The organism is Streptomyces sp. ADI96-02 (assembly GCF_003846185.1).
GTDB lineage: Bacteria > Actinomycetota > Actinomycetes > Streptomycetales > Streptomycetaceae > Streptomyces.
On record NZ_ML123034.1, the window covers coordinates 5138622 to 5152478 of the forward strand.

The 13857-nt window shown below is 72.2% G+C and carries 13 protein-coding genes; 6 read left to right on the forward strand and 7 right to left on the reverse strand.

Features of this window, described 5'->3' with window-relative positions:
* Positions 1-120: 120 nt before the first annotated feature.
* The 5 genes from EES43_RS22715 to EES43_RS22735 form a co-directional block, all read right to left on the reverse strand.
* Positions 121-1920 carry an FAD-dependent monooxygenase gene (locus EES43_RS22715; RefSeq protein ID WP_124270417.1) on the reverse strand — a complete coding sequence of 600 codons (1800 nt, stop codon included), beginning with the start codon at positions 1918-1920 and terminating at the stop codon, positions 121-123.
* 157 nt (positions 1921-2077) lie between these two features.
* Positions 2078-3052 carry an amino acid ABC transporter permease gene (locus EES43_RS22720; RefSeq protein ID WP_124270418.1) on the reverse strand — a complete coding sequence of 325 codons (975 nt, stop codon included), beginning with the start codon at positions 3050-3052 and terminating at the stop codon, positions 2078-2080.
* Positions 3049-3696, reverse strand: a complete 648-nt coding sequence (locus tag EES43_RS22725) for an amino acid ABC transporter permease (RefSeq protein WP_124270419.1) — start codon at positions 3694-3696, stop codon at positions 3049-3051. Before EES43_RS22725 ends, EES43_RS22720 begins: the two co-directional genes overlap by 4 nt.
* A gap of 161 nt (positions 3697-3857) precedes the next feature.
* Complete coding sequence (locus EES43_RS22730) at positions 3858-4781, reverse strand: glutamate ABC transporter substrate-binding protein (RefSeq protein WP_124270420.1); 924 nt, start codon at positions 4779-4781, stop codon at positions 3858-3860.
* A gap of 32 nt (positions 4782-4813) precedes the next feature.
* Entirely contained in the window at positions 4814-5599 is a 786-nt protein-coding gene (locus EES43_RS22735; protein WP_124270421.1) for an amino acid ABC transporter ATP-binding protein, read from the reverse strand.
* A gap of 395 nt (positions 5600-5994) precedes the next feature.
* Here EES43_RS22735 and EES43_RS22740 point away from each other — a divergent pair, with 395 nt between their 5' ends.
* Together EES43_RS22740 and EES43_RS22745 are read left to right on the forward strand one after the other, a co-directional pair.
* On the forward strand, positions 5995-6687 hold the full coding sequence (locus tag EES43_RS22740; protein WP_124270422.1) for a response regulator transcription factor: 693 nt from the start codon (positions 5995-5997) through the stop codon (positions 6685-6687).
* 18 nt (positions 6688-6705) lie between these two features.
* A complete protein-coding gene (locus tag EES43_RS22745) occupies positions 6706-8112 on the forward strand; it encodes a sensor histidine kinase (protein ID WP_124270423.1) in 1407 nt (468 codons plus the stop codon).
* Here EES43_RS22745 and EES43_RS22750 read toward each other — a convergent pair.
* Positions 8091-9089 (reverse strand): TAXI family TRAP transporter solute-binding subunit, encoded by a 999-nt coding sequence (locus tag EES43_RS22750; RefSeq protein ID WP_124270424.1) that lies wholly within the window; start codon positions 9087-9089, stop codon positions 8091-8093. The two genes, EES43_RS22745 and EES43_RS22750, sit on opposite strands and share 22 nt — an antisense overlap.
* A gap of 101 nt (positions 9090-9190) precedes the next feature.
* Between EES43_RS22750 and miaB the strand changes: the two genes are divergently transcribed.
* Together miaB and EES43_RS22760 are read left to right on the forward strand one after the other, a co-directional pair.
* Entirely contained in the window at positions 9191-10711 is a 1521-nt protein-coding gene (miaB, locus tag EES43_RS22755) for a tRNA (N6-isopentenyl adenosine(37)-C2)-methylthiotransferase MiaB (RefSeq protein WP_206430105.1), read from the forward strand.
* 252 nt (positions 10712-10963) lie between these two features.
* Positions 10964-11689, forward strand: a complete 726-nt coding sequence (locus tag EES43_RS22760; RefSeq protein ID WP_124270425.1) for a class III extradiol dioxygenase subunit B-like domain-containing protein — start codon at positions 10964-10966, stop codon at positions 11687-11689.
* Between the two features lie 61 nt (positions 11690-11750).
* Here the strand turns inward: EES43_RS22760 and EES43_RS22765 are convergent, their stop codons facing one another.
* Complete coding sequence (locus EES43_RS22765; protein WP_124270426.1) at positions 11751-12059, reverse strand: antitoxin; 309 nt, start codon at positions 12057-12059, stop codon at positions 11751-11753.
* 232 nt (positions 12060-12291) lie between these two features.
* Here EES43_RS22765 and miaA point away from each other — a divergent pair, with 232 nt between their 5' ends.
* Together miaA and EES43_RS22775 are read left to right on the forward strand one after the other, a co-directional pair.
* Positions 12292-13230: a tRNA (adenosine(37)-N6)-dimethylallyltransferase MiaA gene (miaA, locus tag EES43_RS22770; protein WP_124270427.1), complete on the forward strand. Its 939-nt coding sequence runs from the start codon at positions 12292-12294 to the stop codon at positions 13228-13230.
* Between the two features lie 107 nt (positions 13231-13337).
* Positions 13338-13790, forward strand: coding sequence for a hypothetical protein (locus EES43_RS22775; protein WP_124272118.1), 453 nt, complete (start codon positions 13338-13340; stop codon positions 13788-13790).
* Positions 13791-13857: the final 67 nt, after the last annotated feature.

Sequence of the window (13857 nt, forward strand, 5' to 3'; positions counted from 1 at the left end):
ATCAGCAGGACGGCCGACACACGCAGCCCGCGTAACGGAGGAGGTCCATATGGACCCTCCGCCACAGGCGCACATCGGTGTCGGTCATGATCTGGAGTACACCATGTGCGCCCGTGCCGGTCAATTGGTCCTGGCGCTCCGATCGGCTGTGACCTGGGCCCGGTCCGCCGCGCGCTCGCCCTCCGGGCCGGGGCGGTCACCGTGCGCGTTCCCCGCCGCGCTTCCGCCCCTGGAGTCGCGTTCGGAGTCGCCCCCGGTGTCGTCCCCGTTCCCGGTCGCGCTCCCGTCCTCGGCACCCTTGCCGCGCTCCGCGTCCGCCGCCCCGTCGGCGGGCGCGCCGCCCAGGGCCGCGCCGACCGCCGCGAACAGCTCCGCGGGCCGCACGCCGCCGAAGGCCGCGACCAGGTGCCCGTCCGGCCTGACCAGCAGGACGGTGTGGGCCGAAGCTCCCGGATAGCTCTCCGCGACCAGCAGTTCCGCCGTGACGGGAAGCGCCTCCACCGCCTCCACCAGGCGCGGCATGATCCCCGCGGACATCCAGTGCCGCCGGTCCCACACCTCCGTCCCGGGCGCGACCAGGATCACCAGCGGCTGTCCCCGCACCAGCCGCTCGCGCAGCCGTGCCACCGTGCCGTCCGGTGCGGTCACCCGCACGTCGACGACCGGCGCACCGGGGCGCGTGCCGACGGTGACGTGCGCCTCGGCGTGCGGGGGCGCGAGAGGCGAGTGACTGTACGAGGGGGGCGCTCCCAGGGCTCCGCGTCCGAGGTGGCCGTCGGCGACCAGGGCGTCGTGGCTCCGGGCCGCCCTCGGGACCAGCGTCCGCAGCCCGCCGCCGCCGCGCAGTACCGGCAGCGACTGGTCGGCGGCGCGGAGCCGGGTGGCCACCGCCGCACGGCGCTCGTCCTGGTAGCTGTCGAGCAGCCGGTCGGCGTGCCCGTGGTGCCAGGCGTGGGACAGCTTCCAGGCCAGGTTCTCCGCGTCCCGCAGTCCTTCGTCCAGCCCCTGCGTGCCGAGGGCCCCCAGCAGGTGGGCCGCGTCGCCCGCCAGGAAGGCGCGCCGCACCCGCCACTGCCGGGCCAGCCGGTGGTGCAGCGTGTACACGCCGGTGTCCAGCAGTTCGTAGGCCGGGGTCTCGCCGCACCAGCCGGCCAGCGTGTCCCGGATGCGCAGGACCAGGGCGTCCGGGGTGACGAGTTCGCTGCCCTGCGGAAGCAGCCAGTCCAGCCGCCAGACCCGGTCCGGCAGCGGTCGTGCCGCGATCTCGGCGCCTGCGCCGCGCCACGGCGGCCGGCGGTGCAGCACGGCCTCGCCGGGCCAGGGCAGATCGGCCCGGAGCGCGGCGACGGCGTGCCGCTCCACCGCCGTACGGCCGGGGAAGCGGACGTCCAGCAGTTTCCGCACGGTCGATCGGGCGCCGTCGCAGCCCACCAGGTAGCTCCCGCGCCACCAGGTGGAGCCGGGTTCCCTGGTGTGCGCGGTGACGCCGTCGCGGTCCTGCTCCAGGGTGTCGATACGGCTGTGCGGCACGAGCCGGACCAGCGGCTGCCCGGCGACCGCCGCGCGCAGGGAAGAGGCCAGCGCATGCTGCGGAACGTGGAGCGGTGCGGCCGGACCCGCGGGCAGCGGCGCGCCCTCCGCGTCGTGCCGGTCCTCGCCCAGCGGCACGTCGCGGACCAGTTGCCGGCGGCGCATCGAACGCCAGGCCGACCAGCGGAGCCCGGACCGTTCCAGATCCGGGCAGCCGAGACGTTCCACCAGGTCGGCGGTGTCCTCACGCAGGACGACCGTGCGGGCGAGGCGGGGTTCCTCCTGCCCCGGTCCCTCGTCGAGGAGGATGCTGGGGACGCCCTGCGCGGCGAGGGCCAGGGACAGCGTCAGGCCGACGGGCCCGGCGCCGACGACGATCACCGGGTCCACGGTGCGAACCCTCCGGCCCGAACGGTCATACGGAACGTGGCAGTGGTAGCCGGGTGCGTGATCACAGAACGTATGCAACCCACTGGGGGTGCTTGCGTCAAGTGACCGAGGCAGCGACGCGTGCGCCGCTGCCTCGAATGCTCTTGCCGGTGGAGGGTCAGTCCTTCGCCACTCCGGTACCACCGGCCCCCGCCGACCCGTCGGCGCCTTCCGCCACGGTGGTCTCGGCACGGTCTGCGCCCCCTGCGCTCCCCGTGCCCGGGGCGAACGTGCCGCCCTCGGCGTCGACGCCGCCGGGCGCCTCGGCGGCCGGGGCCACCGCGATGCCGGTCTTGGCGCGGCGTCCGCGCTTCTCGATCCAGGTCGCCAGGGCCGAGAGCACCAGGCACATCGCGATGTAGATGGTGCCGATCACGGTGATCGTCGAGACGTACGGATACATGCCGTTGACCTGCGTGTTGGAGGCGATCAGACGCGCGGTCTGGAGCAGCTCCGGGTACAGGATGATGAAGCCGAGCGAGGTGTCCTTGAGGGTCACCACGAGCTGGCTGATGATCGTCGGGAGCATGGACCGGATGGCCTGCGGCATCAGGACGGTGCTCATGACCTGCGTCTTGCTCATGCCCAGGGCGTACGCGGCCTCGCTCTGCCCCTTGGGGACGGAGTTGATGCCGGCGCGCAGCACCTCGGCCTGCACGCAGCCGTTGTAGACGGACAGGCCCAGCGCCAGCGCCCACATCGAGTAGTCGGTGAGGAAGCCGACCCAGATCGCGTAGATCGTGATCAGCAGCGGCAGCGAGCGGAACAGCTCGATGAAGGTGGTCGCGACCCAGCGGACCGGCTTGTGGTCGGAGAGGCGCCCCACCGCGAGCACGACGCCGAGGACGAGCGAGCCGACCGCGGCGAGGCCGAACGCCTTGAGCGTGGCGAGCACGGCGTCGGCGATGTTCTGCCGGATGCCCGCGTAGTTGAAGATGTCCCACATCTCCGGGGCCAGGTGGCCCTTGTCGTACAGCCGCATGATGCCGACGGCGAGCAGCGCCGCGATGGCGAGCGTGCCGACGACGGCGTAGAGCCGGTTGCGGACGACGGCCTTGGGACCCGGGGCGTCGTAGAGAACGCTGGCGCTCATCGGGCGACCTCCATGCGACGCTCCAGCAGCCGGAAGAGGCCGCTGATGGTAAACGTGACGACGAGGTAGCCGAGGGCCACCCAGATGAAGACGGGGACGATGTCGTAGCCCCGGTCGCTCATCAGCTTCTGCCAGCCGAACAGCTCGGCGACGCTGAAGGCGCCGGCGATCGCGGAGTTCTTCGTGAGCGCGATGAAGATGCTGCTCAGCGGGGGGATGACGGTCCGCGTCGCCTGGGGCAGCACCACGATGCGCAGCGTCTGGGCGAACGTCATGCCGATCGATCGGGCGGCCTCGGCCTGGCCCAGCGGCACGGTGTTGATGCCGGAGCGCACGGCCTCGCACACGAACGACGAGGTGTAGAAGCCCAGGGCGAGCGAGCCGAGGAGGAACGGGCTCATGCCCGGGAAAAGGATCTCCGGCACCACGAAGAAGAAGATCAGGAAGAGGAGCGTCAGCGGGGTGTTGCGCATCAGCGTCACCCAGGCGGTGCCGAAGTACCGCAGCGGCGGTACCGGCGAGACCCGGAATCCGGCGATCGCGACACCGAGCAGCAGGGCGATGACCGAGCTGACGGCCGTGATCGACACGGTGCCTATGAAGCCGTCGCGGAACTCTGGGAAATTGTCGAGCAGTACGTTCATGAGGTCTCCGCGTCGGCGGGCAGCGGCATCGGGGCAGGGGAGGGGGCGCCCCGTACGCACGCCGCGACCGCGGGGATCGCGGGCAGCGGCGGCGTACGGGACGTCTGCGTCACACGTGGTGCGTCAGTGACGGGGCGTCAGCCGTCGAGCGGCGGACGGTGTCAGTAGCGCTCGAGGGCCGGCGGCTCGGTGTAGTCCGAACCGGACAGGCCCAGCGTGGCCTCGTAGATCTTCTTGTACGTGCCGTCCGCGACGTGCTTCTCCAGCGACTTGTTGATCGCCTCGCGCAGGACCTTGTCGTCCTTGTTCAGGCCGACACCGTAGGGCTCGTCGGTGAACGGCTTGCCGACGACCCTGAGCTTGCCGGAGTTGGCGGCGGCGTAGCCCTTGAGGATCGAGTCGTCCGTGGTGACGGCGTCGACCTGCTTGGTCAGCAGCTGCTGGACGCAGTCGGAGTACTTCGCCAGCTCGACGACGCTCGCGCCGTACTCGGGCTTCTTGATCTCCTGGAGCGGCGTGGAGCCGACGATCGAGCAGACCTTCTTGCCCTTCACCGCGTCCTTGCCGGTGATGGCCTTCTCGTCCTTGCGCACCAGCAGGTCGGCGCCCGCCTTGTAGTACGGGCCGGCGAAGCCGACCTGCTTCTTGCGCTCGTCGTTGATCGTGTACGTACCGACGAAGTAGTCGACCTGGCCCTTGGAGATGGCCGTCTCGCGGATGCCGGAGTCGACGGTCTTCCACTCGATCTGCTTGTCCGAGAAACCGAGGTCCGCCGCGATCATCTTGGCGATCTCGATGTCGAAGCCGGAGCGCTCCTTGGTCGACTGGTCCTCGAAGCCGAGGTACGGCTGGTCGGCCTTGGCGCCGATGATCAGCTTGCCGCGCTTCTTGGCCTCCTTGAAGACCGGCGAGTCCAGGTCGACACCCGTGGCCACGGTGTACTCGGGAAGCGCGGGGGCCTCGGGGGAGCCGGGCTTCGTGCCGCCCGGCTTGTCACCGGCGGACCCTTCCTTGCCGCCACACGCGGTCGCGGTCAGGGCGAGCACGGCGATGGCCGCGACAGCGGCGGATGTACGGAGCTTCATCTGAACATTCCTTATGTCGTAGGTCGTCGGCGTCAGTGGTGAAGGATCTTCGACAGGAAGTCCTTGGCCCGGTCGCTGCGCGGATTGCTGAAGAACTGTTCGGGCGCGGCCTCTTCGACGATCTTGCCGTCCGCCATGAAGACGACGCGGTTGGCGGCGGAGCGGGCGAAGCCCATCTCGTGGGTGACGACGATCATCGTCATCCCGTCCCGCGCCAGCTGCTGCATGACTTCGAGGACCTCGTTGATCATCTCCGGGTCGAGAGCCGACGTCGGCTCGTCGAAGAGCATGACCTTGGGACCCATGGCCAACGCCCGGGCGATCGCCACGCGTTGCTGCTGCCCGCCGGAGAGCTGGGCCGGGTACTTGTCGGCCTGCACTCCCACACCCACCCGGTCGAGCAGGGTGCGGGCCTTCTCCTCGGCGGCGCTCTTGTCGGTCTTGCGGACCTTGGTCTGGCCCAGCATGACGTTCTCCAGCACCGTCTTGTGTGCGAAGAGATTGAACGACTGGAAGACCATGCCCACGTCGGCGCGCAGCCGGGCCAGCTCCTTGCCCTCCTGGGGCAGGGGCTTGCCGTCGATCGTGATATCGCCCGAGTCGATCGTCTCCAAGCGGTTGATCGTGCGGCACAGCGTGGACTTGCCGGACCCGGAGGGCCCGATGACGACCACGACCTCGCCACGGGCGATGGTCAGATCGATGTCCTGGAGCACATGCAGCGCGCCGAAGTGCTTGTTGACGTTGCTCAGTACGACCAGGTCGTTCGCCGCAGGCGCGGCATCCTCGGCGCCCTTGGTCACTGAAACTCCGCTCATCGGCTTCATGCTCCGTCCTCCTCGGTTGGAGAGGACACTAGAGACGCAGTGCGACCAGCGTCATTACATCTGAGCGGAAATTGAGCATAACGATCCGGCCGCGACCGGACACTCCGCGTGAAGAGGGCGCCAGGAGCGACGCCCGGGCGTACCGGGTGCATAACGGAAACCCCCCTGCGTCCGGCAGACTCTTGACTGGTGTGCCGGTCATCGGAGTGGATGCCCTGAGCGGTACGGACGTGAAACCCCGCTGAACGGGAAGCCTCATCGGGCGCCCCGGGGATGAAGTGCCGGCGAACGATCGGATGTCACGCTGTGACACCGGGCGACGAGGACCGGTTCACGCACACGGGATCAGGGAACGCCCACGGCCCGGGGAGACGGAGAGGAGGGCCATGAGACTGCTGCTCGTCGAGGACGACGACCATGTCGCGGCGGCCCTGTCCGCCGTGCTCGCCCGGCACGGGTTCCAGGTGGTGCACGCCCGCAACGGCGAGGAGGCGCTGCGCGCCCTGCTGCCCGCCGAGAAGGAGCCCTTCGGGGTGATCCTCCTCGACCTCGGCCTGCCCGACCAGGACGGCTACGAGGTCTGCGGCAAGATCCGCAAGCGCACCGCGACCCCGGTGATCATGGTGACCGCCCGCGCCGACGTGCGCTCGCGCATCCACGGGCTGAACCTCGGCGCCGACGACTACGTGGTCAAGCCCTACGACACCGGCGAGCTGCTGGCCCGTATCCACGCCGTCGCCCGGCGCACCACCTCCGGCGAGGACACCGTGCCGACCCCGCTCGCCGCCCTGCGCCTCGGCCCGGTCCACATCGAGCTGCCGACCCGCCGGGTCAGCGTCGACGGTGCGGAGGTCCAGCTCACCCGCAAGGAGTTCGACCTGCTGGCCCTCCTCGCCCAGCGCCCCGGCGTGGTCTTCCGCCGCGAGCAGATCATCAGCGAGGTGTGGCGTACGAGCTGGGAGGGGACCGGGCGCACGCTGGAGGTGCACGTCGCCTCCCTGCGCTCCAAGCTGCGGCTGCCCGCCCTGATCGAGACCGTGCGGGGCGTCGGCTACCGGCTCGTCTCGCCGTCCGCGTGACGGGCGGGTTCCCCTCCGGTGCGCGCCCGCCTCCTTCCGCTGCTCATCGTCCTGATGGCCGCCGTCCTGCTGACCCTCGGATTCCCGCTCGCCGTGAGCGTCGCCGCCGCCGAGCAGCAGAGCCTGGTGATCGACCGGATCGACGACACCGCACGCTTCGCCGCGCTCGCACAGGCCGGCACGGACACCCTGCCCGACGACGACGAGCGCCACCGCACCCTCCAGACAGACCTGGAGGTCTACGCCTCCGTGTACGGGATACGGGCCGGCGTCTTCTACCGGGACGACCGCGCCCTGGCGAAGGCCCCCGACTCCTGGATGCTGCCCGAGGAGGGCGAGGGGCGCACGGCGTTCAAGGAAGCGCTGCTCGGCCGCCGCTCGCACGATCCGCCGCAGGTCTGGCCGTGGCAGGACGGCCGTGTCGTCGTCGCCTCGCCCGTCGTGCGGGACGGGGACGTCGTCGCCGTCGTCGTGATCGACTCGCCGACCGACGTCATGCGGTCCCGGATCCTGCGCGCCTGGCTGCTGATCGCCCTCGGCGAGGCCCTGGCCATGCTGGTCGCGGTCGGCGCGGCCTTCCGGCTCACCGGCTGGGTGCTGCTGCCGGTCAGGACGCTGGACGCCGCCGCCCACGACATCGCCGTCGGCCGCATGCGCTCGCGGGTCGCCGCCTCCGGCGGGCCGCCCGAGCTCCGCCGGCTCGCCGTGTCGTTCAACGAGATGGCCGACAACGTCGAGGACGTGCTGGAACAGCAGCGGGCCTTCGTCGCCGACGCCTCGCACCAACTGCGCAACCCGCTGGCCGCCCTCCTGCTGCGCATCGAACTGCTCGCCCTGGAGCTGCCGGACGGCAACGAGGAGATCGCCGCCGTGCGCACCGAGGGCAAACGGCTGGCCCGGGTCCTGGACGACCTCCTCGACCTGGCGCTCGCCGAGCACGCCGAGGCCGACCTCCAACTGGTCGACATCGTGCCACTCACCGCCGAGCGCGTGGCCTCCTGGCGTCCGATGGCGGACGGCAAGGGTGTGGCCCTCGTCCTGGACGGGGCTCCGGCCGCCACCGCGTGGGCCGACCCCATAGCGCTCTCCAGCGCCCTCGACGCCGTCATCGACAACGCGCTGAAGTTCACACCGCCCGGACAGGACGTGCGCGTCACCGTCTCCGCCGACGCCGCCGCGGTGGCCGTCGTGGTCGCGGACCGCGGCCCCGGCCTCACCGAACAGGAGCTGGAGCGCGTCGGCGACCGCTTCTGGCGCAGCACCCGCCACCAGAACGTGAGCGGATCCGGCCTCGGCCTCTCCATCTCACGGGTCCTGCTGGCCGCGGGCGGCGGCTCGATCGCGTACGCGCAGCACGAACCGCACGGCCTGCGCGTCACCCTCCGCGTACCGCGCGAAGCCGGTCAGGGCTTGACCGACCGGTAGTACCTCTTCGCCCCTTCGTGCACGTCCAGCGGGTCGGTGTAGATGGCCGTCCGCAGATCCACCAGCTGGGCCGCGTGCACCTCGCGGCCGATCCGGTCCCGGCTGTTGATCACGGTCCGGGTGAACGCCTCCGTCATGGCCGGATCCGTACGGTCGGTGGTGACGAGCAGATTGGCGACCGCGACCGTCGCGATCGACTCGCCCTGCTGGGCGTCGAGGTAGGCGTCCGCCGGCATCACGGCCGAGCGGTAGTAGCGCGTGGACCCGCCGGCCGCCTGCACCTTCGCGATCAACGCGTCGTCCAGCGGGACCAGCCGGATGGCGAACCGCTCCGACAGCGCCTGCACGGCCCCGGTCGGCAGGCCGCCGGACCAGAAGAAGGCGTCGATCTCGCCGTCGACCAGCCGGTCCGGCATGGTGTCGATACCGGCCGACACCGCGGTGACGCCGCCTGTCGGATCGATGCCCGCGGCGGTCATCAGCCGGTCCGCGACGAGCCGCACCCCGGAGCCCTCCTGGCCCACCCCGACCCGCTTGCCCCGCAGGTCGGCGACGCTCTCGATGCCGGCGCCGCGGGGCACGACCAGCTGTACGTAGTCGTCGTAGAGCCGCACACAGCCCCGCAGCCGCTCGGCGCCCGGCTTGCCGGCCCGCAGATAGGTGGCCACGGCGTCGGCGGTGGCGATGGTGAAGTCGGCCTCTCCGGCCGCCACCCGCGCGAGGTTCTGCTGCGAGCCCTCACTGGTCCGCAGCCTTATCGACACTCTCGGCATGTCCCGGGCCAGCGCGTCCTCCAGCCGCTCCCCGTAGCGCTGGTAGACGCCGGTCGGGACGCCCGTGGAGAAGGTCAGCGAGCCGCTCGGGGCCCGTTCCCCCAGGGGCTTCAGCCACCACGCCAGCAGGCCGAGGACGACCGCGAGCACGGCGCCCGCCTGAAGGGAGCGTCGTCGGCCGAACCGGGACAGAGCGTGGGGCATGCGCGCGATCCTGCCAGCTGGCCGCCCCGCTGGCCAGGGCCGTCCGGCAGGGCGGGCCGGGCACGGGAGGGACGCGGTCGCCCACCGCCTACCCTTGTCCCATGAGCAGCGGCAACCGGAGCGAAGCAGTGGACGTCAAGAAGAGCTACGAGGTGCGCACCTACGGGTGCCAGATGAACGTCCACGACTCCGAACGGCTGTCGGGTCTCCTGGAGGACGCCGGATACGTCCGCGCCCCCGAAGGGGCCGACGGCGACGCCGACGTCGTCGTCTTCAACACCTGCGCGGTGCGCGAGAACGCCGACAACAAGCTGTACGGCAACCTCGGCCGGCTCGCCCCGATGAAGACGAAGCGCCCCGGCATGCAGATCGCCGTCGGCGGCTGCCTCGCGCAGAAGGACCGCGACACCATCGTGCGGCGCGCCCCCTGGGTGGACGTCGTCTTCGGCACGCACAACATCGGCAAACTCCCCGTGCTGCTGGAGCGCGCCCGGATCCAGGACGAGGCGCAGATCGAGATCGCCGAGTCCCTGGAGGCGTTCCCCTCCACGCTGCCCACCCGCCGCGAGTCCGCCTACGCCGCGTGGGTCTCCATCTCCGTGGGCTGCAACAACACCTGCACCTTCTGCATCGTCCCCGCCCTGCGCGGGAAGGAGAAGGACCGCCGCACCGGCGACATCCTGGCCGAGATCGAGGCCCTGGTCGCCGAAGGGGTGTCCGAGATCACCCTGCTCGGCCAGAACGTCAACGCGTACGGCTCCGACATCGGCGACCGCGAGGCGTTCTCCAAGCTGCTGCGCGCCTGCGGGCGAATCGAGGGACTGGAGCGGGTCCGCTTCACCTCCCCGCACCCCCGCGACTTCACCGACGACGTCATCGCCGCCATGGCCGAGACGCCGAACGTGATGCCGCAGCTCCACATGCCGATGCAGTCCGGATCGGACCGGGTCCTGAAGGCGATGCGCCGCTCCTACCGGCAGGAACGCTTCCTAGGGATCATCACGAAGGTGCGCGCCGCGATGCCCGACGCCGCCATCTCCACCGACATCATCGTCGGCTTCCCCGGCGAGACCGAGGAGGACTTCCAGCAGACGATGCACGCGGTCCGCGAGGCCCGTTTCGCCAACGCCTTCACCTTCCAGTACTCCAAGCGCCCCGGCACCCCGGCCGCCGACATGGACGGGCAGGTCCCGAAGGAGGTCGTCCAGGAGCGGTACATGCGGCTGTCCGCCCTCCAGGAGGAGATCTCCTGGGAGGAGAACAAGAAACAGGTCGGCCGCACCCTGGAGATCATGGTCGCCGAGGGCGAGGGCCGGAAGGACGGCGCGACCCACCGGCTCTCCGGGCGCGCGCCCGACAACCGCCTCGTCCACTTCACCAAGCCCGAGCAGGACGTGCGCCCCGGCGACGTGGTGACCGTGGACATCACCTACGCCGCCCCGCACCACCTGCTCGCCGAGGGCACGCCGCTCGCCGTGCGGTCCACCCGCGCGGGCGACGCCTGGGCGAAGCGCAACACGGCAGCCGCCGCCAAGCCCGCCGGCGTGATGCTCGGCCTGCCCGGCATCGGCGCCCCGGCCCCTCTGCCGGCCGTCGCGGCGACGGGCTGCGGACGCGACTGACGTCCCGTCGCGCGGCGCGACCGCGCGACGGGACGGGACGGCGACGCGACTGACCTCCCGCGCGGCGACCGGGCCGTGACCGCGCGGCGACCGGGCCGCGCGACGGGACGGGACGGCACGACCGGGCCGTTGGGTGCGGGGCGCCCGGTGGGCCTCAGCCGTCCGACCCGGAGGCCGGCGGCTGCTCGCCCCTCGCCGGCCGCGCACCCCTGACGGCGGACTCGCGGCCTACCGGCAAGTACGCTGACCGGCATGCTTGCCGCCGCCGCCGTGTGCCCCTGCCCGCCGCTCCTGGTGCCCGAGGTCGCCGCCGGAGCCGCGCCCGAGCTCGACCGCGCACGGGCCGCGTGCCTGGACGCGCTGGGCGTGCTCGCCGCCGCGCGCCCCGACCTGCTGATCGTGGTCGCACCGGCCGACGACGACCGCGCCGGCGCCTATCCGGCGGGAACGACCGGCTCCTTCCGCGGGTTCGGCGTCGCCCTCGACGTCACGCTGGGCCCGCCCGCCGAGGGCGGCCCGGCCGACCCGGAGCACCGGCCGCTGCCGGCCTCCCTCGCCGTGGCCGGGTGGCTGCTGGAGCGGGCCCGCTGGGCGAACGCCCCGGTCGAAGGGCTCGCGCTGCCGGAACGCCTGTCCGCTGCCGACTGCGTACGGGCCGGGCAGGAGACCGCCGCCCGTGCCGACCGGGTGGCGCTCCTGGTGATGGGCGACGGCAGCGCCTGCCGCTCGCTCAAGGCGCCCGGCTACCTCGACGAGCGGGCCGCCGCGTTCGACGCGGAGGCCACCGCCGCGCTCGGCTCCGCGGACCTCGACGCCCTGGCCGCCCTGGACGCGACCCTCGCGTACGAGCTGAAGGCGGCCGGCCGCGCCCCCTGGCAGCTTCTGGCCGGTGCCGCGCGGGGGGCCGGTCTCGGCAGCCGGCTGCTGTACGAGGACGCCCCGTACGGGGTCGGCTACACCGTCGCCGCCTGGTCGTGAGACGGCGGACGGCGGTGACCGGCACGGAGCCCGGTCACCGCCGTCGGTGCCGTCACGCGGATCAGTGGGAGGGAGGCGGCGGGGGCGTGTTTCCCGGCGCGGGCGGCGGGGGAGGCGTGCCTCCCGGGGAGGCCGGAGGCGGCGGAGGGGTGGTGCCCCCGTCCCGGTGACCGAGCCGGTCGACGGCGTCCTTGGCCTTGCGCGTCCCGGTGCCGATCTTGTCGCTGTATTTGCCCTTGGTCTTCTGGTCGACCGTGCGCGCGGCCCTGTCCAGGCCCTGCTCGATCTTGCCCCCGTGCTGCTGCGCGAGGTCTCCGACCTTGTCCTTGGCCGGTGCCAGCTTGGCCTTCAGGTTGTCCAGGAACCCCATGGGTCACCTTCCGTGCGGTGAGGACTGTCGGGAGAGGGCTCTCCCCGCGTCCATTGTGCGTCACCTGTCCGCTCCCGCCGCTTTTACGCGTCGGCCGGGCGACGCGTAAATGTTCGCGACGACCGCTCCGCCGGGCATCCGGGGCCACGCGTGACGCCGTCGACGACCGCTCCGCCGGGAATCCGGTCGCATCCCGTTCGGGAACGTTCCGGCGCTTTGGGAGACTGTGCCCGTGACCCCTCCTGTTCCCGCACCGCGTGTCATCACCGTCGTCGGCCCCACCGCGGCCGGAAAGTCCGATCTGGGCGTGTTCCTCGCCCAGCGGCTCGGCGGCGAGGTGATCAACGCCGACTCCATGCAGCTCTACCGGGGGATGGACATCGGGACGGCGAAGCTCACCGTCGCCGAGCGCGACGGCGTGCCGCACCGACTGCTGGACATCTGGGACGTCACCGAGGCCGCCAGCGTCGCCGAGTACCAGCGCCTCGCCCGGCGGGAGATCGACCGGCTGCTCGCCGAGGGACGCACGCCCGTCCTGGTCGGCGGCTCCGGGCTGTACGTGAAGGGCGCCGTCGACGCCCTGGAGTTCCCCGGCACCGACCCCGAGGTGCGCGCCGCACTCGAACAGGAACTGGCGGAGCGGGGCCCCGGCGCGCTGCACGCCCGGCTCGCCGCCGCCGACCCGGACGCCGCCCGCTCCATCCTGGCGGGCAACGGCCGCCGGATCGTACGGGCGCTCGAAGTCATCGAGATCACCGGCAAACCCTTCACCGCCAACCTCCCCGGCGAGGAACCCGTCTACGACGCCGTGCAGATCGGCGTCGGCGTCGACCGCCCCGAACTGGACGAACGCATCGCCCGGCGCGTCGACCGGATGTGGGAGGACGGCCTGGTCGACGAGGTCCGCGACCTGGAGGCGGCCGGGCTGCGCGAGGGCCTCACCGCCTCCCGGGCCCTTGGCTACCAGCAGATCCTGGCGGCGCTCGCGGGGGAGTGCACCGAGGCCGAGGCGCGCGCCGAGACCGTCCGCGCCACCAAGCGCTTCGCACGCCGGCAGGAGTCCTGGTTCCGCCGCGACCCGCGCGTCCGATGGCTCGGCGGCGGGCACCGTGACCGGGCGGAACTCCCGCACCGGGCGCTGGCGTTGGTCGAACGGGCGGTCACAGCCTGATCACGTGATGGCATCGGGACGCCCTGCCCGTCAATTCGGCGCCCCCGGGCGTGCCATCATCGAGCATCGATCCGTCAGTGGAGTCCGAGTTGGGAGGGCGCGTGGCGATGGAGGCCGGCCCTCGCGACACGGAGCAGCGCGACACAGAGCAGGACGCCCTGCCGACACGGCACCTCGCCGGGCGGCTGAGCCCCGACGGCCCCGATGAGCAGCCGGTGGCCCAGGAGGTCGAGGTCGAGCTCCGTCCCGCCCGCAGGCTCCGGATCTGGCAGCTCGCGCCCATCGTCATGCTGGCGGCGCTCGGCTCCCTGATGTTCGCCTTCCCGCTCGCCTTCGAGTTCGGCGGCGGCGGAGCCGTCGTTGCCATGCTGGGGCTGCTGATCAGCTGCTGCGCGGCCGGCTGGGGCATGATGGCGGCCCGCCGCGTCGGCCACACCTGGCCCGGCCTCCCCGCCCGCGGCTCGGGCGAGCGCCCCGACTGGCGCGTGATCGCCCTGTACGCCGCCGTGGGCGTCGGCCTGGTCGCCCTCGCCGTCTGGCGCGTCGCCCGGCTGCGCTGAGCGCCGCCGAGGGCCCGCGGCCCGTCCGGCCGATGCCGGGGTCCCGACCTCGCACGGTGTCGGCGGA

Excerpts from the sequence above, each read along its gene's own strand:
- EES43_RS22765 (WP_124270426.1), bottom strand. The coding sequence starts at position 12,059 with ATGGGGTTCCTGGACAACCTGAAGGCCAAGCTGGCACCGGCCAAGGAC.
- EES43_RS22740 (WP_124270422.1), top strand. The coding sequence starts at position 5,995 with ATGAGACTGCTGCTCGTCGAGGACGACGACCATGTCGCGGCGGCCCTG.
- EES43_RS22725 (WP_124270419.1), bottom strand. The coding sequence starts at position 3,696 with ATGAACGTACTGCTCGACAATTTCCCAGAGTTCCGCGACGGCTTCATA.
- miaB (WP_206430105.1), top strand. The coding sequence starts at position 9,191 with ATGAGCAGCGGCAACCGGAGCGAAGCAGTGGACGTCAAGAAGAGCTAC.
- EES43_RS22775 (WP_124272118.1), top strand. The coding sequence starts at position 13,338 with ATGGAGGCCGGCCCTCGCGACACGGAGCAGCGCGACACAGAGCAGGAC.
- EES43_RS22720 (WP_124270418.1), bottom strand. The coding sequence starts at position 3,052 with ATGAGCGCCAGCGTTCTCTACGACGCCCCGGGTCCCAAGGCCGTCGTC.
- EES43_RS22730 (WP_124270420.1), bottom strand. The coding sequence starts at position 4,781 with ATGAAGCTCCGTACATCCGCCGCTGTCGCGGCCATCGCCGTGCTCGCC.
- EES43_RS22735 (WP_124270421.1), bottom strand. The coding sequence starts at position 5,599 with ATGAGCGGAGTTTCAGTGACCAAGGGCGCCGAGGATGCCGCGCCTGCG.
- EES43_RS22760 (WP_124270425.1), top strand. The coding sequence starts at position 10,964 with ATGCTTGCCGCCGCCGCCGTGTGCCCCTGCCCGCCGCTCCTGGTGCCC.
- EES43_RS22750 (WP_124270424.1), bottom strand. The coding sequence starts at position 9,089 with ATGCCCCACGCTCTGTCCCGGTTCGGCCGACGACGCTCCCTTCAGGCG.